The organism is Burkholderia sp. Ac-20353 (assembly GCF_017104785.1).
Taxonomy (GTDB): domain Bacteria; phylum Pseudomonadota; class Gammaproteobacteria; order Burkholderiales; family Burkholderiaceae; genus Burkholderia.
Genome location: NZ_JAAGPL010000005.1, coordinates 56,016 through 73,923 on the forward strand (window position 1 = coordinate 56,016; position 17,908 = coordinate 73,923).

General features: G+C 63.0%; 22 protein-coding genes. 4 read left to right on the top strand and 18 right to left on the bottom strand.

Annotation, left to right across the window (positions count from 1 at the left end; translation table 11 throughout):
* Nucleotides 1-37 precede the first annotated feature (37 nt).
* The 17 genes from G3N94_RS01965 to G3N94_RS02045 all read right to left on the bottom strand — a co-directional run bounded on the left by G3N94_RS01965 (nt 38) and on the right by G3N94_RS02045 (nt 13,962).
* Nucleotides 38-1,063 carry an ATP-binding protein gene (locus G3N94_RS01965; protein ID WP_205790402.1) on the bottom strand — a complete coding sequence of 342 codons (1,026 nt, stop codon included), beginning with the start codon at nt 1,061-1,063 and terminating at the stop codon, nt 38-40.
* 119 nt (nt 1,064-1,182) lie between these two features.
* Entirely contained in the window at nt 1,183-1,434 is a 252-nt protein-coding gene (locus G3N94_RS01970; RefSeq protein ID WP_205790403.1) for a DUF3717 domain-containing protein, read from the bottom strand.
* Between the two features lie 279 nt (nt 1,435-1,713).
* Nucleotides 1,714-3,351 (bottom strand): hypothetical protein, encoded by a 1,638-nt coding sequence (locus tag G3N94_RS01975; protein ID WP_241021504.1) that lies wholly within the window; start codon nt 3,349-3,351, stop codon nt 1,714-1,716.
* Entirely contained in the window at nt 3,306-3,716 is a 411-nt protein-coding gene (locus G3N94_RS01980) for a hypothetical protein (RefSeq protein WP_205790404.1), read from the bottom strand. Before G3N94_RS01980 ends, G3N94_RS01975 begins: the two co-directional genes overlap by 46 nt.
* Before the next feature lie 83 nt (nt 3,717-3,799).
* Nucleotides 3,800-4,405: a hypothetical protein gene (locus tag G3N94_RS01985; RefSeq protein WP_205790405.1), complete on the bottom strand. Its 606-nt coding sequence runs from the start codon at nt 4,403-4,405 to the stop codon at nt 3,800-3,802.
* A gap of 8 nt (nt 4,406-4,413) precedes the next feature.
* Nucleotides 4,414-4,806: a hypothetical protein gene (locus G3N94_RS01990; RefSeq protein ID WP_205790406.1), complete on the bottom strand. Its 393-nt coding sequence runs from the start codon at nt 4,804-4,806 to the stop codon at nt 4,414-4,416.
* A gap of 92 nt (nt 4,807-4,898) precedes the next feature.
* Entirely contained in the window at nt 4,899-5,360 is a 462-nt protein-coding gene (locus G3N94_RS01995; RefSeq protein WP_205790407.1) for a hypothetical protein, read from the bottom strand.
* A 393-nt stretch (nt 5,361-5,753) separates the two neighbouring features.
* Nucleotides 5,754-6,227 (bottom strand): hypothetical protein, encoded by a 474-nt coding sequence (locus G3N94_RS02000; RefSeq protein WP_205790408.1) that lies wholly within the window; start codon nt 6,225-6,227, stop codon nt 5,754-5,756.
* A 90-nt stretch (nt 6,228-6,317) separates the two neighbouring features.
* Nucleotides 6,318-7,136 (bottom strand): PRTRC system ThiF family protein, encoded by an 819-nt coding sequence (locus G3N94_RS02005; RefSeq protein WP_205790409.1) that lies wholly within the window; start codon nt 7,134-7,136, stop codon nt 6,318-6,320.
* Nucleotides 7,133-7,771, bottom strand: a complete 639-nt coding sequence (locus G3N94_RS02010) for a PRTRC system protein A (protein WP_205790410.1) — start codon at nt 7,769-7,771, stop codon at nt 7,133-7,135. Before G3N94_RS02010 ends, G3N94_RS02005 begins: the two co-directional genes overlap by 4 nt.
* Complete coding sequence (locus G3N94_RS02015) at nt 7,768-8,496, bottom strand: PRTRC system protein B (RefSeq protein WP_205790411.1); 729 nt, start codon at nt 8,494-8,496, stop codon at nt 7,768-7,770. The genes G3N94_RS02010 and G3N94_RS02015 overlap by 4 nt, the downstream gene beginning before the upstream one ends.
* An 11-nt stretch (nt 8,497-8,507) precedes the next feature.
* Nucleotides 8,508-9,650, bottom strand: coding sequence for a PRTRC system protein F (locus G3N94_RS02020; protein WP_205790412.1), 1,143 nt, complete (start codon nt 9,648-9,650; stop codon nt 8,508-8,510).
* A 99-nt stretch (nt 9,651-9,749) separates the two neighbouring features.
* The gene (locus G3N94_RS02025) at nt 9,750-9,968 is read right to left on the bottom strand and encodes a PRTRC system protein C (RefSeq protein ID WP_205790413.1); all 219 of its coding nucleotides are present in this window, start codon (nt 9,966-9,968) and stop codon (nt 9,750-9,752) included.
* Nucleotides 9,969-9,979: 11 nt separating this feature from the next.
* Nucleotides 9,980-10,429 carry a PRTRC system protein E gene (locus G3N94_RS02030; protein WP_205790414.1) on the bottom strand — a complete coding sequence of 150 codons (450 nt, stop codon included), beginning with the start codon at nt 10,427-10,429 and terminating at the stop codon, nt 9,980-9,982.
* Between the two features lie 84 nt (nt 10,430-10,513).
* Nucleotides 10,514-12,184: a PRTRC system ParB family protein gene (locus tag G3N94_RS02035; protein ID WP_205790415.1), complete on the bottom strand. Its 1,671-nt coding sequence runs from the start codon at nt 12,182-12,184 to the stop codon at nt 10,514-10,516.
* Nucleotides 12,185-12,412: 228 nt separating this feature from the next.
* Nucleotides 12,413-13,453, bottom strand: a complete 1,041-nt coding sequence (locus G3N94_RS02040) for an N-6 DNA methylase (protein WP_205790416.1) — start codon at nt 13,451-13,453, stop codon at nt 12,413-12,415.
* Nucleotides 13,450-13,962, bottom strand: coding sequence for a hypothetical protein (locus G3N94_RS02045; protein ID WP_205790417.1), 513 nt, complete (start codon nt 13,960-13,962; stop codon nt 13,450-13,452). Before G3N94_RS02045 ends, G3N94_RS02040 begins: the two co-directional genes overlap by 4 nt.
* Nucleotides 13,963-14,010: 48 nt before the next feature.
* Here G3N94_RS02045 and G3N94_RS02050 point away from each other — a divergent pair, with 48 nt between their 5' ends.
* Complete coding sequence (locus tag G3N94_RS02050; RefSeq protein ID WP_205790498.1) at nt 14,011-14,334, top strand: hypothetical protein; 324 nt, start codon at nt 14,011-14,013, stop codon at nt 14,332-14,334.
* Nucleotides 14,335-14,354: 20 nt separating this feature from the next.
* Nucleotides 14,355-15,587, top strand: a complete 1,233-nt coding sequence (locus G3N94_RS02055; RefSeq protein WP_205790418.1) for a DUF1173 family protein — start codon at nt 14,355-14,357, stop codon at nt 15,585-15,587.
* Between the two features lie 147 nt (nt 15,588-15,734).
* On the opposite strand, the gene G3N94_RS02060 is transcribed toward G3N94_RS02055, so the two are convergent.
* A complete protein-coding gene (locus tag G3N94_RS02060; protein ID WP_205790419.1) occupies nt 15,735-16,187 on the bottom strand; it encodes a hypothetical protein in 453 nt (150 codons plus the stop codon).
* 140 nt (nt 16,188-16,327) lie between these two features.
* Between G3N94_RS02060 and G3N94_RS02065 the strand changes: the two genes are divergently transcribed.
* The gene (locus G3N94_RS02065) at nt 16,328-16,768 is read left to right on the top strand and encodes a hypothetical protein (RefSeq protein WP_205790420.1); all 441 of its coding nucleotides are present in this window, start codon (nt 16,328-16,330) and stop codon (nt 16,766-16,768) included.
* Nucleotides 16,765-17,559 carry a Lar family restriction alleviation protein gene (locus tag G3N94_RS02070; protein ID WP_241021505.1) on the top strand — a complete coding sequence of 265 codons (795 nt, stop codon included), beginning with the start codon at nt 16,765-16,767 and terminating at the stop codon, nt 17,557-17,559. Before G3N94_RS02065 ends, G3N94_RS02070 begins: the two co-directional genes overlap by 4 nt.
* Nucleotides 17,560-17,908: the final 349 nt, after the last annotated feature.

Here is a 17,908-nt window from a genome sequence, read left to right on the forward strand (position 1 = left end):
CGTGGCAACAGGAACAGCGAATGAAGAGTGGCGACGGTCAGTCGCCGCGGATGATCTTGCCGATCTCCCCACCTTGCGCACGGATGAACGCGTAGTGGTTCTGCAGCTCAGGTTTGCGCTGAACCGCATCGCGCACCAGAACGGCGGTGAATTCCCGCCAGCCCGCATCGATCAGGCGCTCCGCATAACGCAGCACGCGATCGAAGTTGCCGTCATTCGCATGACATGCCAGCGCGGTCGTCAGCGCGTACAGCACGCTCGGCTCATCGGGGATCGCCCCGAGGTCGGGGTTCATCACGATCGCATCGACCGCCGGAATCGCGCGGAAGATGCTGAGGAAACTCACAAACTCCGACGCGGCCCCCTCGCCCACGGCTCCGCTCACCGCGTGGGTGAGCAGGTGCGCTGGAACGGACGGGAACACCTTGGCAACGAAGCCCCAACTGCGCGGGCTCGGCGATGCCTCGATGTCACGGTTCGTTTTAACGACCGACAGCAGATCCGGGCGGAACCGGAGGAACGCGATCAATTCCGGCGGGACGCCGTGATTGACCGCCCAGGCGGTCCAGTCGTTGATCGTCGGCTCCAGCTCGACCACCGCCGCAAAGCGCGAGATCACCGGATCGAGAATCCCGGTGACGCCCGCGTTGTCGCCGCGGCGGTTGGTGGCGGCCACAAACGTGACGTGCTCGGGCAGCTTGTGCTCGCCGATGCGACGGGCAAGCAGCAGCTGCATCTTTGCGGCCTGCACGGCGGGCGAGGCCTGGCCGAGGTCATCGAGGAACCAGAGCAGCGGCCGACGCGCGCTCAGCGCGCGCTCGAGATCGCCAAACGGCAGGAAGCGCGCATGTTCGCCGTCGGGTGACGGGAATGGCAGCCCCTTCGAGTCCGTTGGGTCTTCGACGACTGGGTGGCTGATGAGCAGTTCATGGTCGGTCGCAGCGGCCGCAGCCTCGACGATGTCGGACTTGCCGATGCCGGGCCGGCCACTGATCAGCACCGGGAAACGCTGGGGAATGTAAAGGCTGAGCAGCTCGATAAGCTGCGCGGGAGACAGTTTCATGGGAGACCTTGAAATAAAGAGGCCCCACGAAGTCGCGCCCGACAGGGACGAGACCCTGCGGGGCGTTGGAAGATGCCGCAATGCGGCGGTTCGATGCGTCCGAGGACGCCGGAGAATGCTTATTCGGTTGCGCAGGCAAGCGCCTTGCGCTGCGCGGCCGTGAGCGATGACAGCGGCACGCTCGCCAACCGGCGCACGATCATCACGCCGTACACATCAGCGAGAATGCGCGCTTCTGCGCAGAGAATCAGTGGTTCATCGTTTTCGACCGGTGCCGGAGAAAGGTTCCGCCACACGTTGATGGCGGCCTCGACCTTGGCGATTGAAACGTCGTCCGATGCGGACGTGGGGGCAATTTCCCGATGTGTCATGGATGACCTCGTGAGATGTCGCCCCATGAACAACGCCCGGAGGGACGCGGTCCCGTCGGGGCAAATGATTTGCCGGAGATCGGCGGGTCGATGCGTCAGAGACGCGATGGATATAGCCAGTCTAGGGGGGGCGGGCGTCCCGGGCGCCCGGAAAGGTCGACAAATCGACCCAGCTTTGCCTCGATGCTTGCCTGCATGGACGAAAAAAAACCGGCGCAAGCGCCGGTTGGTTCAAGTAGATCTAGGTCACGGCCTAAGCGGATTCCCTTGGGCGGTTCATCACGCCGCGAGCGGCTCGAGCAACGAACGCGCGTACTGAAGCGTCCCGTCGTTCGCACGCAGGTTCCGCGCCTCGCGAGAGGTGGGATTCACGATCGCGTAACGGGTCGACGCGCCGTGCCGATAGCTGCGGATCTCCGAAAACCCATCGGCCACCGCCCGATCCACGTGCTGGACGCCAGTGATGATCGAGCGGTCTGGGCACTGATACTGCGCGCGCAATGCGCGCTCCTTCGCGTCGTTCGCCGCGTCCGCCGCTTTCGCGCGGGCGCGTGCGACGGCGCGCTGCGCCTCCCACTCGGCCTGCGCCGCCTCGTCATAACCGCAGAGCGCGAAAATCGCGCGCCGACGCCCTTTCGAGTTCAGCCCACGAAGCGACACGCCAAACTGCTCGCGGATCACCTGCTTGGTCGCCTCGTTCTGTCCATCTGGATGGTCGAGAACCTGCAACAGCCTAGCCATTTCGTGCGTTTCAACGTCCTTCGCAAACTCGTTGGGCCACTGGAACGTGTACCGGCCCGGGCCCAATTGCGCGATCTCCACTTGCAACGCACGCTTGCGCTTCGACAGCCTGCCGTCCCGGAAGTCCGCCTCAATCGTGTTCAGCTCGCGTTCGAGGGTCTTCTGGGCGAGGATCGTCCGGTAGCGCTCCGCAAGGGGCGATACCGGTGTGCCCAGATTGACCGGTTGCTGGTAAGTCTCAGGAAGCACGAGCCGGCCCACGATTCCCGCCTCGTAGAGGCGATCGTCGACCTGCACGGCCGTCGCCGTGGCCGGCAACTCCCGCAACGCGGCGACCAGGTCGGCGCCGATCTCAGCGTCGATCACGCGCTTTTCGTCTCGCATGATTCGAACCGCGGCGCGCAACACGTCGTACGGCAACGCGTTGCGCAATACCGGCGCGTCGAGCACCACGGCCGCCCACTCGAGGTCGAAGCCGAGTCGCTTCGGATCAGCCCGGTAGGTCTCCAGCACCGCGTCGGGAATCGGCTTGTCGAGCAGCAGCGCCTGAACCACGTGGACTTCGTGGCGACCGTTGACGGTTCCAGAGAGCGATCGCGGTCCCTCGGAGCCGAAGCCGAACACCGCGTCGGATGCGCGTCGACAGACCTCCGACAGCGAAAATCTGCCGCCCGCGACGCGCGCCGCTTCGACTTCCGCCTCCAGCTGCTCGCCCGACAGCAGCCAGGCCGGCTTGATGCCGAGGTTGAACACGAAATGAAAGATCTCCCACTGCTTGCGGGGGATCTGCCAGACGTGCCGCTGGCCACCACCGTCGGAGAACCAGCGGTCGCGAATCTCCTCGAACATCGACGTGAAGATGGATTCGGCTGAACCTTGCTGACGGACGGTCAGGATGCCGTTGTACCGGATGATCGGCAGCACGACGTCGCCTTTCGAGAGCGAGATTTCACGCGTCTCGTAGATGCACATGCGCGGGTCATGAAAGAAAATGTGGAAGACCTGCGCGAGGGTGTCGGCGTGAATCGCCTCGTGGGGAGTGTGGATCGTATACATCGTGGTTGTCCTTGATTGGAGGGGCAACCACCCCATCCGGGCAGTTGCCCCGGATGGGAATGAAAAGTGTTGATTCAGTCGATGTCGAGCAGGCGCGAGACAACCGCGGCGACCGCCCAAGCCTGAGACCTAGAGAGCGTCATGATTCGCATCACCGGCACGCTTCGCCAGTGTCCGCCTTCGCCCTCCTCGACGAAGTGCACGTAGTCGACTTGCATGATCCAGCCTTCGGACATCGCAAGCTCGACCGACAAACACATCCGTTGCCGCCGCGGCCTAACGGTAGGCCACTCGGCACACGGGTCCATGCCATACGTCGCCTCATTCTTGTGGCGGAGCCCGTTCGCGATCGCCACCCATTCGAGCTCGATCCCTGCCATGCGCAGCGCCAGCTCGATCAGCTCGGCAACTGCAGCCACGGTCTTGCCAACCGGATCGAACGGCGCGCTCGCCGGCTCGACGGGTAAATCCAGTACATCGGACATGGAAACTCCAAAAGAAAAGGCCGCTCCCCCGAAGGGAAGCGGCCTTTTACGGTTAGCGAATCGCCCGCGCTGGGCGATTCAGATCAATGCGTTTTGTAACGGGGGATGCGCGGATGCCGGCGCTCCCGATCAGCTTTCCGGCCGAGATTCACCATGTACATCCCGTAGGTGCACACGACCACGCCGATCGCCAATACGAAAAGTCCAAGACCCATCATCAATCTCCGTTCATGGAATCCATGCCTGCCAAGAAGAGTACCACAGCGAACAGGACAAGGATTACGACGTTGAAAACTGCCACCGGCGTCCAGGCGCTGGTCGAATGCCAGAGACCGACGGCCCCCGCGAGCGCGGCGGCCGACAGCGTGTGGACGTAGCGACCGAATTGCTGGCGCTGATCCTTCGTCCACGCGTGCCCTACGTGCGTCGCGATGTAGCCCCCGCGCAGGCTCCTCGGCAGGTGCCTCACCGGTCACCTTGAAGGTGCCGTCGACACATGCCTCGACTTCCACTTCCACACCGTCGATCGACGCAAACGCGGTCGGCGGCGCTTCAGTAACACTCAGTTCCCGCAGGATTGAGGTCGTGCGCCGCGAAGGGTGCACCGTCTTCAGATCGGCGATGTAGGTCGCTCGATCGATGATCGACAGCCCCGACGGATATTCGATAACGAGATCGACGATTTCCATCGGCCCCCCTAGCGACGCTCATTGTCCAGACCGTCGACGAGCCGCAACCCGCCCAGCAGCGCCTCGTAACCGTCTTTCGAGGCCAGTTGGTCGAGCGGAACCACATTGTCGACACCGCCCGACAGGTCGTTGCGGCCGCGCCGCGTCCTGAACGACACCGCGACCGTCCGTCGACTCGGCGTGTCCGCTACTTCGAGCATCATCGAACCTGTGCGCAGCGTGATCCGGCAGCCGCGTCCGCGGCGCGCCGGTTCGGCGACGATTTCGTGATCGCCGTGACGCAACCGGAGATCCCGGGCCACGTGGCGGAGCATCCGGGTTGCATGGTGCGTGAGCGCCGCATCCGACACGGCGCCAGCGCTGCGCCGATCGGCGTAAAAAACATTGGGTACCTTGAACATCACATCCTCGAATAGAAAAAAAGCGAGGGTCCCGGTCGGGACGCCTCGCTTTGCATGAAAGGACCGGCTGCTGCCGGAAATGGGGAGTGGCCTTAGCGCGTGACGCGCAGGCCGGAGTTGCTGCTAACGAGCATCACGCGGTCGCCCGCGGTGAAACGCTGGTCGTCCGTTTGCACGACGACCAGGACTCGGCCGGCGACGGTACGGACAACGATCTCGACGCCTGCGTGACGCTGCAAGACTGCCGACACCTTCTGCGTAATGAATCCGGCACTGGCACCGGCGATGGCGCCGGCGATATAGCGGCCGTTGCCGCCGCCGATCGTGCGCGAGCCGAGAAAAGCGCTCACGCCGGCAGTGAGCAACGACGACAGGCCCGAGTTGTCGGATCCGTTGTCGATCGTGACGCCGCGAATGCTGACGATCGTGCCCTGCTCGATCGTGCCTGCGTGCTGCACGTCATAGCGCTGGTAGATGTCCGGCGAACCGAAGTCGACCGAGGCGCACGCGGACAGGCAGGAGAGAACAAGCGCGGAGAGGAGAATTTTGAACATGATGGTTGCCAGAAAAAATGAGGGGCAACCGTTCCGTCAGGAGGGATGCCCTGACGGGGATAGAAGAGAGGGAGCCTGATCCCGGCGGGATGGGCTCCCGAACGGGCTTGAAACGAAAGGACGTAATGGCAGAGCCGTTACGGTTGGGTCGATGCGCAGAATGCGCGGGTGATACGGCTAGTTTAGGGACTCGCCACGCCACCAACAGGAGAAATGGTCAGGAAATCCGCCCCGCTTTCAGCCAAAAGCGCGGCGGCCACGCCCCGATTTGACGAAAAAAAACGCGCCCCCGATAGCTCGGGAGGCGCGTTGTGGATGTGGGAGATCGCGGTCAGCGTAACTCGCCGCGGCAAAATGAAAGCACCGACCCGGCCCGGGCCGGCGTGAACAGCGTTACGGGGTGTGAACCGCTGGACCCGATGCGGGTCGAGCGAGCCAGAACATCGCGGCAGCGATAGCCAGGACATCGGCCACTATCTGCGCCAGTTGCTCGCTGTCGTGCGTCGCCAGATACGCGTGTCCGTCCTGCGCAATCGTCGAGAACACGATATAGACCACCGCGAGGCCCGCGCTAGCCAACATGCGGAAGCGGGGCGTCGCAGCGTTCCACGGCGTGACCAGCAGAGTCAATAATGACAGCAGCCCGAAACCGCCGATGAAATGCTCGATTGCGGCCGGCGCCCACTTGCCGAACGCGGCGACCTCCGCCAGGCGCACCGTCGAATGGTGCGGGTGGGCAAAGCCGAGGTAGCGGTTCAAGCACCCGAGCAGAACGGCAAGCACCGCGATGCCCACGGCCCCAAGCCATGCCTTCCTCGTGGTGGCGGCCACCGTATCAGCGGAGTTGGAAGACAAAGATTTGAACATCGGTAAAGCTCCATTGGTGATGGGACGCCTAGGTGTAGGAAAGGTCGCCCCAGATGAAAAAAACCTTTCCCCATAGGAGGAACGGTTTGTCTATCCACCAGTTTTAGCCGTCGGGCGCTTGCGTGCCCGTGGCTTCTTCTGGGGAGGCGCGTCGTAGCCAAAGCGCGCCCATGCAGCGGGATCGATTGGTATCGGGCTGGTGCGCCCCGATTCCAGGTTCACGAAGCTGCCCGAATACTTCAGCGACCCTGTCCGGTATAGCGTCCAGAGCAGGTTGTAGGCCTGCACCGAGATCGCCTGATTGATGACCAACGACTGTTTGCGCAGCGCGTCGGCCATCGAGCATGACGGCGTGTCGTCGCCCTTGTCGTTCTTCGCGTTCAGCAGGTCCGGGAACAGGTCGCCCACATGGGGCAACCGGTCGTGCCGCGCCTTGCCGAATTCGCCGAGAATGACTTGGCCGCGATCCGTCTCGTTACCGCAGTCGAGGTAGTAGTGACAACGCCCCCGCTTCGCCGCCTGCACAATGGCGTGCCGCGCGCGACGCGAATCGACGCACCCCACCACGATATCGGCGACGATGCGCACCGACGAATCGACGCGCTGCGGCTGCGCAACCCAGTTGGTCCCCATCAGGTTGTTGAGCCGGTTCACGAGTAGCAGCGCCTTGTAATGCCCGACGTCATTGGGATAGAACCCCTGCCGCCCGACATTCGTCTCGCTGACTGTATCGTCGTCATACACCGTGCACTCGATCCCGCCCGGGTGGCCAAGCTCGATCATCGCGTGATGCAGGCGCGCGAGACTGGGAAGAAAAGCGCTCCCGGTCCCGCCAGCGCCGACCACCACGACGCGCCACGGCCGACGGATCATGTCGGCCGGAATGCAGTGCGTGATTACCTCGCTCATCGCACCACCTCCATCGTCAGTGCCGCGGCCCACGACTCCAGGGCACGTTCGAACGTCTCGAAGATCCCCTTCGCGCAAAGCCGCAGCGCGACGGACGGCGTACGATCGCAATGGCCCAGCACGAGCGCGAACTTCACGTCGTGACGGTCGTCCTGATTGTCGGTCCGCGAAAAGAACGCGGCGCCAGCGCCGTGCGAATGGCAATCCACCACCAGCCATTCGCCGTCAGCAAGCTTCGGCCGCTCGTAGACGAGATGCCCTGGCCCGTGCGACAGCGACGACAAACCAACGATGCGGAAGGCTAAGGTCGCGCTATTCCAGACGATCCACGCGCCAACCTCGTTCGGCAGCGCCGCCCGCGCCATCGCATGAAAATCCGCGACGAGCTCGGCCGGAATCTGTCCACACAAGAGCGCCGTCTTCTCTTCGACCCTTTCGTACGGGATGGCTGTCGAGACTTCGTATTGCGCGATGCGACGTACCAGATGAATCCACGGACGCAGGATTTCGAGATAGACGCCATCGGACGCAATGAGCAGACGCTCACCGGCCCGCGCCATCGGTTCGACCGGCTCACGAGACGGCACCATCACGGACGGAAATGACTGCTGGAGAACGGTATCGATCGGGTTCATTCAACCCTCCCGATTTGGCCGCTCACCAGCTGTGCCACCGTCCGCTTCATCGGCACCAGCGCATTCAGCGGAAACGTCTCGCCGAACTTGCCGTCGAGCATGTCGCGCCAGAACGCGTACTCGCCGTCCTTGTACTCGATCCGCTTGCCGCCGGCATTCGGATGCGTAAAGGCCGAATCGAAGAACCCGCCTTCCCAGCCATCGATCGACGCCACATCCACACGCTTCGGGACGTGGGCACTGCCGATGCAGATCCGGCCCAGGTCCCACGTGTTGAAGTACGGCGGCTCGAACAACGGCGTCTCGCGAACGGGACGATCGCTGCCTGCCACGGCGAACACGCGGAAGCCCTGATTCGAGGCCTGGAACACCAGCCCCGGATGCGGCACCACGGCGCTGCGCTTGCCGAGGTTTTCGCATTCGAAGAACACGCGACGCATCGCTGGCGGACACCACCACGTGACTGCGTCGGGGGAGACCCCGAGCACCGTCGCAGGCAAAAATTCCGCCTTTGGTGCAGCGTGCTCGGCGAGCTGGCGAAGCGTTTGAACAAGCACCTTCCGGTCGAGCGGCCGACCAGCGCCAATGATGGGCCGACCGCTTTTGCGGTCAGCGATGACAGCGTGTGCCGTCGCGAAATGCGCGCCGTCGTTGCCCGTATACAGCAGCAGAGCGTGCGACAACGCGACATCCGAACCGGTTCGACCGGTCGCGATACCAGACATGGGAAACTCCTTTAAATGGGATGGCTCACCAGCGCGAGAAGCCGGTCAAGGTGAGTGAGAATGCGAAATGCCAGTGCCAGGTCGGCGTACTGGCGTTGGATAGCCTTCAGAGTCGACGCCAGACGAGAGAATCCGCTGTAGGTCGTCGCGTTACCGGATTGGGCTTCGTTGTCGAAATGGCAATCGAGAAGGTCACCGACAAACTGGTTGTCCTCGACGATCACCGAGCAAAGCGCGTAAACCGGATTTGCTTCATAGCTCACGTGCAACAGATTCCGCGTTCGGCTACGCCGCAACAGTGCACGCAGCTTGAGCACCTCGGTGCAGACGCGCCGGGGCATGCCCTTGCTGCGAGCGCGAAGCTGCACCAGCTCCGGGTCCGTCAGGGCGCGTCGATCACGCCATCTGCCGCCGCTAAACACACACGGGTCGGCATCGTCAGGACAAAGCTGCGGCCGCACAACCGACGGCAGATACGCGTTGCACGTTTCGGTGTCGTCGTCGAAACGCTCCTTCAGCATTTCGTCCGCATCCTTGTCCGAACTGTTCGGATCGCCGTCCCAGTACCAGCACGAAAACTCGTGCATGAACCAGTCAGGCAGTCGGATGAACATCGTCCGACCCGATGCGCGGTACAACGCGGCCATCACCGTCCGGAAGAGCAACGGATGGACCGACCGAAGTGTCTCGAGCGCGCCTTCAAGTGAGTACACCCACTCCTCCTCGAGGGCGAACCCGAAGAACAGCGGCGTCGGGTCGTCATCGTTGTTCCCGTTACCGATGACATCGAGGACGTCGCGAACCGCATGCGCGTCGAACAGCCTCGGGGTGAATCGGAGCCGGTCAAACCGCCCATGCTGCCGCTGCATCCACGCATGAAACGCCTGCTGGAACGCGTCGCCAGCGTCGGCCGGATCGTGAACGTCACCCGCCCGTAGCGGCCCGTACTGGAAATGCTGCAGGACCAGTTCCGACAGGTGCACGTCTTCCCGCCATCGCAACCGCACCGCCCCGGGCACCTCCGTCGAGAAGGACGTAAGCGTCAGAAGATCAACGGCAGGTCGACGCCGGGCAGCGGCAGCGCGTGGCGGTTGCCAGGCCGCGGCCGAGCCTGCTGCGATGCTTGAATCAGGGAGTGCAGGATCGAAGAACATTTCCGCATTTCCTCGTCATATAAAAAAACTGGCCTTTCGGCCGGTTCCTGTTGGTTGAAGCCACCATCCGGTGCGGACAGGGCTTTGAGCAGAGCGTCCCTACGCATGAGAGCCTTTCGCGCCCGCCGCGCGGACAAACGTGTAGGCCATCACCTCACCCTTGATCTGCGGTCCGTCGACGGCGGCCGTCGTCAGTTCCGGATACTGGGCGGTATAGAGATCTCGCACCTGGTCGGGCGAAAACGCCGGACCGGGATCCATCAAGGCCATGCCGTTGTAGAGGAATTCGCGAACGACCGCTGCGATGCTGATCGACATGAGCTACCTCCTTAACTGAGCAACGACGCGAGATCGGTGCCGGCCGGCTTCGACTCGGCAACGGAGGGTTGCGACGCGGACGGCGCCGGCTGATCGCCTTCGTCGTCGTTGTCGCTCTCGTCACCCTCGTCACTTGCCTCGCTGGTCTTCGACACATTCGAACCCTTGGTCAGGGCCTTCTGCGCCTTCGTCACCTGCGTGGCCTTCTGCGCATCGAGGATCGCGTTCGTTGCCGCCACCTGCTCCTCGAGCGACCTGTGCGCCGTCGAGTAGGCGGTGACCGCCGCGGCGAACCCTTCGTCCAGCTCGGCAGCCGTCGCCTTCAGGATGAGCGGTTGACGCAACGTGGCGTCCTTGCCGCCTTGCGGCGTCAGGAACACCACCACGTTGTCGCCGTCCATCGCGAGTGACAGTGCCAACTTCCCGGCTGAACGAATCAGCGGTACGAGTGCTTGAAACATGAGAATCTCCAGAATAGAAATGAAAAGCGCCGCACGGTGGCGGCGCAAATGAAGGACGCAAACGGCCGACGGCCGCTCCGTATGTCAGAACTTGAGAACCTTCGGGATCTTTCCGGCGTAGTCGAAACCGCTGACGTTAAGCAGTGCCTCGATCACCTCCGACTTCGACTTCGCGAACACCTTCTTGAAGTCGTCGCCCATCGCGATGCGCAGTCCGATTTCGTCGGCCACGACCATCATCTCGGCCTTGGTCAACAGTTCAAGGAAGGGCTTGTCGAGCTTCCAGTGCTTGGCCAGATCCAGCTTGTGTTGCTTGCAGAGCTGGGTCAGGTACAACACGTCGAGACCTTCGATCGCAGAAAGCATCATGCCGGTCACGAGATCCGCCTGTTGCTGCTCACTCGTCGCCTGCACCAGATCGACCGCCTTCGCGAGATCGCCGGACGGCACCTTCTCGTCGGTCATCTTCTCGAAGACAAGCCGGAAGGTGTCATCCTTGATCTGCCGCGCGTATCCGGCCAGGACGACCGCGATCAGGTATTGACGTGCGAGCACGCCGTTCGTCCCGATATCGCGGCGCAGTGCCTTGCGCCAGACGGTGACACGGTACTGCTTCACCCGGTCGGATTCCGCAACGACCGTGACGGCTGCGGGCTCGGACTTCGAGCCGCTCGCCTTCGCTGCACCCTTGTCGGCCGTGGCTCCCGCTTTCGCGGTTGCCGCTGACTGATTCGCCGCCTTCGCGGCCTGAATCCGCGCCGCGACCTTCTTCATATTGCAGACGGTATCGAAGCATTGACCGCGAAACACCTTGCCCATCGAATCGGGCAATGCGCTCACCGCCACCCCGTAGTTCTGGCACGAGTGACAGGCCTTCGCCTGCGCCTCGCCCACACCGTTCGGACCTTCGACCGCGATCTGCACGCGCGTGTTGTTGTCGCCCGCGCGCACAATACGAACCAAGGGGAACTCGTCGCGCAGGCCGGCGGCCGTCGCATCGAGTTGCTTCTCGGTCTTCTCGTTGTAGCAGGCGCGATTGGTGCAGTTGCCGTCCGCGATCGACTCGCCGAACAACGCAGACTGCGTCGACGAGTTGTGCGCGCAGTTGGTGCACTGTTCCTTGTCGAAGATCGCCGCGTTCAGCGAACAGGAAACGGACTCGACCATCTTCTTCACGTCGGCGACCGACCGCTTCTCAGCGACAATGATGGGCAACACCTTGTCCTGATTTTCTTTCGAGATGGCTGCGAGCAGCTCGGCGTGGCCGAGGTTGAGCTTGCGCGTATTGAGCGCTTCCAGCACGCTCACGCTGCAGTTCATGAGAGCAAGACGACTATTGAGCGTCTGAAGGCTCCAGCCAGTTCGACGGGCGGCTTCCTCGCGGTCGCCCTTGCAGCGGCCGACCATCTTGGCCGCGGCGACTGCTTCCTCGCCGGGTGACATATCTGCGCGTTGGATGTTCTCCACCAGCGCGATTTCCTCGGCCTCGACTTCGTCCACGAACTTGATCGAGACCGGCATGTCGTAGGTCTCGCCGTGCACGTCCATCGCGGCCTTGTACCGGCGTCCGCCGGCGATCAGCTGAAACGTGCCGTCGTCGAGCGGGCGCACGAGCACCGGGGTATCGACGCCGCGTGCGCGGACGGACGCTCGCATCTCTTCCATCTCGGCGTCATCGAAGTAGGTCCGAGGGTTCGGACCGAGAACGATTTGACCGAGGGGAAGGGTGGGTTGTTGCAGGTTGGCGTGTTGCATGACAGGTTCTCCGAGTGGGAACCTGCCCCCTGTCGGGAGTGGTTCCCGATAGGGTTGGACAAATGGATTGCCGGATTGCCCGGCGGTTTCGATGCGTCAGGGACGCGGTAGATGGGACAACGATACCGCTCGAGAATTGAGCGAGGGACGAGAAAGCACGGAATTTCGGCCCCGCTTTCAAAAAAAAGGCCCGATCGCGAGGATCGGGCTGGATTCAAGATAGGATCGCTAAAACAATGCCATCTGGTCGATCGCCGCGAAGATCGCAGCGGGACTGGTCTGCTCGATAGCGTCCTCGAACAGGTCGAAGATCGACGCCGTGTCTGACATGCGTTCCACGGTGACTTCCGGCTCGGCAATGGCGACATCGCCGTCTTCGTCACCGACAAATGGCCTCGCCACGTCGGACTCGATCGTGTCGCTGACCGCCGGCTCACGCTCGGGCACGTCGTCGACCGGCGGAGTGCGCCCCTCCGGCGCCTCGATGACAAGCGCCGCTTCGACCAGCTCGCGCTCGCGTCGACGCAACTTCCACCGCCAGCCGCCCATGATGTGAGCCGGCGTATACCAGACGCCCCACACCTCGCCGGTAAGCGCGTTGCCGTGCACCACCATCGCCGGAATGTGCAGCAACGACAGCTGCAGATAGGCCATGTGCACGCAAACCGGATCGATGTCGATGCAGGTCGCATGCATCGTCTGCTGGTAGTTGTGGCCGGCGGCCGCGAGTGATTCCGCCGTCGCGATCACCATGCCGCCGGCACCACACGCAGGCTCCTGGACCCGCATGAATCCGTGCTGCTGGATGTGCGGCTGACCGTCGCCGGTCGTCATCATCGCCATCAGGCGCGACACGTGGTACGGCGTAAAGAACTGCCCGGCACGTGCGTTGCCCAGCTCCAGCATCATGTACGTCTCGCCGAGCAGGTCAGTCATGCCGTCGAAGACAGGTACCGCAGCCGCTCCCGCTTTCTCCACGAGGCCCATTCGGTGCTCGAATGACAGCGTCAGCGCACCGAGCATGCGGGGAAACCGCTCGACATCTTCGCGCTTGTACTTCCCGACGATTTCGAGATAGCGCTTCTCGCGCGCCTCGAACTGCGTACGATCGACGCTGTTGCTGATCGACAGCGCCGCCAGCTCGACGAAGTCGGCAAACACGGTATGCGTGTGCTGGCCGTACGAAAATGCCTTGATCATCTGCACGAACTCGCGCTGATACGGGTCGGCGGTCTGGTCGTGCTTACGCTCTGCGCTCTTGCGGCTCATGCGAGCACCTCGCGGGCGCAGGTACAGAAATAGGACATGGTGCTCTCCAGGATCAACGGGAGAGCACGCCCGACGGGAGTGATCCCGTGCGGGTGATAAGAAAAAGACCGCCAGCGGCGGTCGAAGGTCGATGCGTCGATGACGCGGTAGGTGGAGTGATCGTATCGCGCGGCGCCGGCGCTCATCCGGCTCAATGCTTGCCGAAACGCGCCCCCTTTCGATCCGCGCGACCCCGCGCGGCGCAGCGCCAGATACCCACAAAATCGCTGAACAACACTGTGGAAAACTGCGGTGCCGGCCCGCCACACGGGCCTCTCGCGCCGCTGCTCAAGAATTAGGCAGGGGGCATCCAAATCAACCGGTTGAGCCCCTTCAGGCAGAAAGCTCCAGAAAAACGCATCGCTTTTGGGGCGAAGCGCGCGGACCGGAGCGTTGGCCCTGTCGACCGTCAAAAGATCATGGAATTTCGGCCGCTTTCCGCCCGAATTTTCAGCGGCCGCTCGACACAATCGAGAGTCGACCCGATCCGTGGGTCGCCGACCTGTCCCGGAACCACGATGCAACCGCTCGTCCCCGTCTGGGTGGCTATCGCAATATTCGCCGAAGCCGCCCTGCTGTTTAGTCGACTCAGTTCGCCGGTCCGCTGGATTTGTGGCGGTGCTTTGGCAGCCTTTCTTCTCGGTTGTTCGGCGGTCGGCACGATTCTCCATTTGATCGAGCACTGGCGAAAGCAGCGCGACGCGAACGACACCATGCTGATGGAGCAGCGATTCCCGTATTGCCACGTCAAACGCCTGTCGAGCGGCGAATGGCATCTCATCGACAAATCAACGGGCCGCACGCACGTGCCGCCGGCCGTCATTACGCCACCGTCCCACTAACCACCGCATCGGAGCCCTGCATGCCCTCCGTCTCTTTCGCCGGCCACACCACGCTCCTTGAGGATCTCCAAGAGAATCCCGCGCGGTATGCCCGGCAGCTCGAACGTGCGAAGATCACACCCGGTTTCGCACAATGTCGATGCCACGAAGATCGCCCCCCGCTCAAGCTCGTGATTCGGCGCTACGGCACGCTGTTCCATCTCGCCGGATGGCCCGACGAGGGGCCGTTGCACCGTCGGGACTGCGATTTCCACAAGACCGCCCGGCCAACGGGATCGCACGCCGGCAAATCGCTGCCGGGCATCACGGCCACGCCCGACGGTCTGCGCGCCAGGCTCGATGTCGCGTTGGAGCAAAGAACGATCGTCCCGGCGTCGAAAGGCACGCCGCGCGTCGCACCCGGAAAGGTCTCGCGCCGCGCGGCGCCGCTGCTTGGATTCACTCATGCGTTGTGGGAAGCGGGAGATCTGAATCGATGGAGTGGTGTCGGCACCCACCGCAACTGGGGTGCGTGCAACGCCCAGATTTTGGCCGGGATCGGCGACTCCGTGATCAACGGCCAGCCAGCCGACGAAGTCCTGCACATCATGCGGCGGTTCCAGGAGGCCGACCGCGACGCGATCAACGCCGAGTTCGACGCGTTTCTCGCGCGAGTGGCGGCTCACAACGGCGCGAACCGCCGAGGGATCGTCGTCGGCGAAGTCGCTGAAGTGGGCACGACCCAATTCGGCCGCGCCATTACGCTGCGTCAGAGCGCGAAGCGCTACTACGCGGGCAACGCACTGATCGCGCGCGTCGAGCAGAAGTACGCGCACGCGTGGCGGGCGATCGGCGATCGCGAGGCCAAGGTCATCGCGTGCCTGGTCATCGAGCGCAGCACCAACGGCAAACACCACGTCGCTGTCGATCTCGCTGCAATGCTCTGCTCGGCGAGCTTCATCACGTGCGACTCGATACACGAGGTCGCGATGGCGAACCGACTTGTCTCCGAGCGGCGTATGTTCGAGAAGCCCATCCGGTGCCGCGATGGCGACGCAATGCTTCCCGACTTCATTCTTACGGATGTCGTACCCGCAACCCACATCGAGATGTACGGGATGAACGGCATGCCTGAGTACGAGGCCCGCAAGGCAAAGAAGCGCGCCATTCGAGTGCGTGACGGTATTCCGGTCGTCGAATGGAATATCGAGGACCCGCTCACGTCAGTACTGCTGCCGCCACCCGCACCACGACGCCCAGGGCGTGACCGATAACAAAAAGAGCCCGGCCTTGGGTTCCATGTGCGGGGCGCGGCGGAGTACAACGATGAGGGAAATTCCGTTCCGATCCGGTTTCCGGCACGGCCCCGGAAACCCTGCGTGTATCGAGCGACTCCGCGTCGCCCGGGGTCATCACTCAAGCTAGGCCGCGAGCCGTTCCAGCTCCCGCGGCTCGTCAGACGAATCACGCCAATACGCCTTCACCTGCGCGACGACCCACGCCACGGTCGCGCGTGGTGCCACTCTCAGTTGCCGATCGTAGAGCGCGATCAACGCACCGATCGCGCCCGCCGAGGCAGACGTCGCCAGCGCACATCGGCCCGCGATCGCCGCGCCCGCATCGCACGCATTGATCGTGTTCTGCGCAGCTGCAAAAGTCGCCCGGCTCCCGCCCCCCTCCCCCACACCCGCCTCCAACAGAAAGTGCACCGCGATGAGTGCGTGGGTCAGCACGGCGAGGGTATGCGCGTCACCCTGGCCAGCCTTGAGGGTACTCAGGGCGAGATAGCACGCGAGTGCGATCCTGTCCCGATCCGCGGCGGGAATGGGCAACAGATCGGACTTGGATCGAATCGCGGTCTTCGGGGGCTTCATGTCGGCACGCTCAAACGGTTGCATTGCCCGGTGATTACGGCATCGCGAGGCTATCGCTTTAGCCAACCGCCGCAGACGTTCCTTGACTTTGCCTCACCGCCGGCAAGATGGATGCACGCTCAATGCACATGGAGACCAACATGCAAGGCAAAGCCCTGTTTCTTGACCGCGCCGTCGCACGCACCCGCGACTGGGGTCCGCACTTTCCCGCGTTATCGATCGCCTGCCGCGAACCCGGCTCAATCTCATGCGGCCGCCAGGTCGTCGTCGCAGCCGCCGATGACCACGGCGTGCGCTGCGCGTTCTTCACCAACTTCGGGTCGTTATTCGATTTCGCCTGCACGTGGGCCGAGCTTGAACGCGCGCGCAGTTGGTGGCATTTCGTGCGCGAGTGGCATTTCTGGATCGTCGACAGCGACGATTCGCTGCGCCGCCTCTTCGCCGGGAAGGGGATACCGGACGGCAAAGGGCTCGTCGTCCCAACCACGGTAGCGCATCGCCAGGATGACGCATTTCTTCGTTTCATCGAACGCGTCGAATCGGTAGCCCGCACGCGAATCGGGATAGTCGAACCGGCATGACCGCACAGCGCTGTTACGATCAGAAATCGAAACGGCTGAAAGCAACAGCATCTACCGCTGTTTCCAGCCCGGAAAGGGCTTATTATTCACGCTTTGCCAACTTTGCTTTTTGCTTACAGATGCTGGAGCATCTCTATCCCTGCGACCACTGCGGCGGACGACCAACGATCGGGCGCTCACAACGCCTGATCGATTGCGGTGAGAACCGCCTCTGGGACTTCAGTGAATTCGGTCGCTACGCCGGCCCACCGGAAATTGGCGATGTGATCCCGCGCCCGCCCGAAGCGCCCAAGACCGAGAAGCTCGTCTGCATCTACTGCATCGGCTGCGGCATGCAGACGCCGTGGGAAGTCACCACGGACGACGAGCTCGGTGCGAAGCATCGGTGTGTGAGTCTCTGGAACGGGCGGCTCAATCGTCCCCCGGTCGAATCGGGTGACCTGCGCGCCCTCGTTGAGCGCGAGCTCGGCGCATGCGACGCGCAGATGGTCGTCGATCTCCTTTCTCGTGCCGACGGCGACTGGACTGAACTCGGTCCGATTTTCAAGATGCTGGCGCAGCGGCTTGTCGACGCCACAATCGTGACTATCGACACCTGGCCCATCGCGCCGGTACTCGAAGACGCCGCACGCTACCGCAAGCTGGTACAGCTTGCGAAGTGGATCAAAATCGACGGCCACGACTACGTGCAATTTCCGAAGATCTCGTCGCCCCCGGAACATGGCGACTGCCTGTTCGAGGACCGGATTGCGATGGCTGTCGACGCGATGCCCGACCGCGATCGGTGGTAAAGAAAGTTCATCGCGACTTACGGGGAACGCGGTACTTGCCGCCCTCGTCGGACCGGGTTCGGCCATTTTCTGCCGTTCGCATGCAGCCTCAGGCGGACACTCGAACGTCAGCTCCGCACCCAGACACCGGGCGCTCGCTGCCTCAATAGCCGCGTCGCATCATCGGCAACGCGGTCTACGCGGCCAGACTGGGACTGCTCGTATCCGCAACCTGTCTACGGGGTTAACCTGCTCGCCGACAACAGCGCTCCCCCCTTTTCTGCTGAGGACATTGACCGCCCTCAACCGTGCCTATCGGAGTCAAACAACGCGACCACTAGCCTTCCTCCGGAGGAGGAGGAGCAAGTGA

Excerpts from the sequence above, each read along its gene's own strand:
- G3N94_RS02070 (WP_241021505.1), top strand. The coding sequence starts at position 16,765 with ATGACCGCACAGCGCTGTTACGATCAGAAATCGAAACGGCTGAAAGCA.
- G3N94_RS01990 (WP_205790406.1), bottom strand. The coding sequence starts at position 4,806 with ATGTTCAAGGTACCCAATGTTTTTTACGCCGATCGGCGCAGCGCTGGC.
- G3N94_RS02000 (WP_205790408.1), bottom strand. The coding sequence starts at position 6,227 with ATGTTCAAATCTTTGTCTTCCAACTCCGCTGATACGGTGGCCGCCACC.
- G3N94_RS02015 (WP_205790411.1), bottom strand. The coding sequence starts at position 8,496 with ATGTCTGGTATCGCGACCGGTCGAACCGGTTCGGATGTCGCGTTGTCG.
- G3N94_RS02060 (WP_205790419.1), bottom strand. The coding sequence starts at position 16,187 with ATGAAGCCCCCGAAGACCGCGATTCGATCCAAGTCCGATCTGTTGCCC.
- G3N94_RS02065 (WP_205790420.1), top strand. The coding sequence starts at position 16,328 with ATGCAAGGCAAAGCCCTGTTTCTTGACCGCGCCGTCGCACGCACCCGC.
- G3N94_RS02005 (WP_205790409.1), bottom strand. The coding sequence starts at position 7,136 with ATGAGCGAGGTAATCACGCACTGCATTCCGGCCGACATGATCCGTCGG.
- G3N94_RS02020 (WP_205790412.1), bottom strand. The coding sequence starts at position 9,650 with ATGTTCTTCGATCCTGCACTCCCTGATTCAAGCATCGCAGCAGGCTCG.
- G3N94_RS01985 (WP_205790405.1), bottom strand. The coding sequence starts at position 4,405 with ATGGAAATCGTCGATCTCGTTATCGAATATCCGTCGGGGCTGTCGATC.
- G3N94_RS01995 (WP_205790407.1), bottom strand. The coding sequence starts at position 5,360 with ATGTTCAAAATTCTCCTCTCCGCGCTTGTTCTCTCCTGCCTGTCCGCG.
- G3N94_RS02040 (WP_205790416.1), bottom strand. The coding sequence starts at position 13,453 with ATGAGCCGCAAGAGCGCAGAGCGTAAGCACGACCAGACCGCCGACCCG.
- G3N94_RS02050 (WP_205790498.1), top strand. The coding sequence starts at position 14,011 with ATGCAACCGCTCGTCCCCGTCTGGGTGGCTATCGCAATATTCGCCGAA.
- G3N94_RS01970 (WP_205790403.1), bottom strand. The coding sequence starts at position 1,434 with ATGACACATCGGGAAATTGCCCCCACGTCCGCATCGGACGACGTTTCA.
- G3N94_RS01980 (WP_205790404.1), bottom strand. The coding sequence starts at position 3,716 with ATGTCCGATGTACTGGATTTACCCGTCGAGCCGGCGAGCGCGCCGTTC.
- G3N94_RS02035 (WP_205790415.1), bottom strand. The coding sequence starts at position 12,184 with ATGCAACACGCCAACCTGCAACAACCCACCCTTCCCCTCGGTCAAATC.
- G3N94_RS02025 (WP_205790413.1), bottom strand. The coding sequence starts at position 9,968 with ATGTCGATCAGCATCGCAGCGGTCGTTCGCGAATTCCTCTACAACGGC.
- G3N94_RS02030 (WP_205790414.1), bottom strand. The coding sequence starts at position 10,429 with ATGTTTCAAGCACTCGTACCGCTGATTCGTTCAGCCGGGAAGTTGGCA.
- G3N94_RS01965 (WP_205790402.1), bottom strand. The coding sequence starts at position 1,063 with ATGAAACTGTCTCCCGCGCAGCTTATCGAGCTGCTCAGCCTTTACATT.
- G3N94_RS02055 (WP_205790418.1), top strand. The coding sequence starts at position 14,355 with ATGCCCTCCGTCTCTTTCGCCGGCCACACCACGCTCCTTGAGGATCTC.
- G3N94_RS02010 (WP_205790410.1), bottom strand. The coding sequence starts at position 7,771 with ATGAACCCGATCGATACCGTTCTCCAGCAGTCATTTCCGTCCGTGATG.